Source organism: Pseudomonas juntendi (genome assembly GCF_009932375.1).
GTDB lineage: Bacteria > Pseudomonadota > Gammaproteobacteria > Pseudomonadales > Pseudomonadaceae > Aquipseudomonas > Aquipseudomonas juntendi.
Genome location: NZ_BLJG01000503.1, coordinates 1 through 202, shown reverse-complemented (window position 1 = coordinate 202; position 202 = coordinate 1). Strand labels below are relative to the sequence as shown.

Here is a 202-nt window from a genome sequence, read left to right as displayed (position 1 = left end):
TCAGCCAGGCGCTCGGCCAGTTCGAGCATTTTGTCGTGACGGTCGGCTTCTGCCTTATCCATGAACAAGCGCTCCGGGTCGCGGCTGCTGCGGTACACCACTTCGACGGCCATTCATCACCTCTATGCCTTTTTGCTGGTTTGCAATTTACTGTATCTATATACAGTAATGGCAGTGTGGGCTGGTTCGCAAGCAGAAATTG

Annotated in this window: 1 protein-coding gene; it reads right to left on the bottom strand. The window is 53.0% G+C overall.

Going from position 1 to position 202, the window contains the following annotated elements; genetic code table 11:
* The coding region (locus GYA94_RS26955; protein ID WP_161893482.1) for a YebG family protein at positions 1-113 on the bottom strand (113 nt) is incomplete at its 3' end.
* Positions 114-202 lie beyond the last annotated feature (89 nt).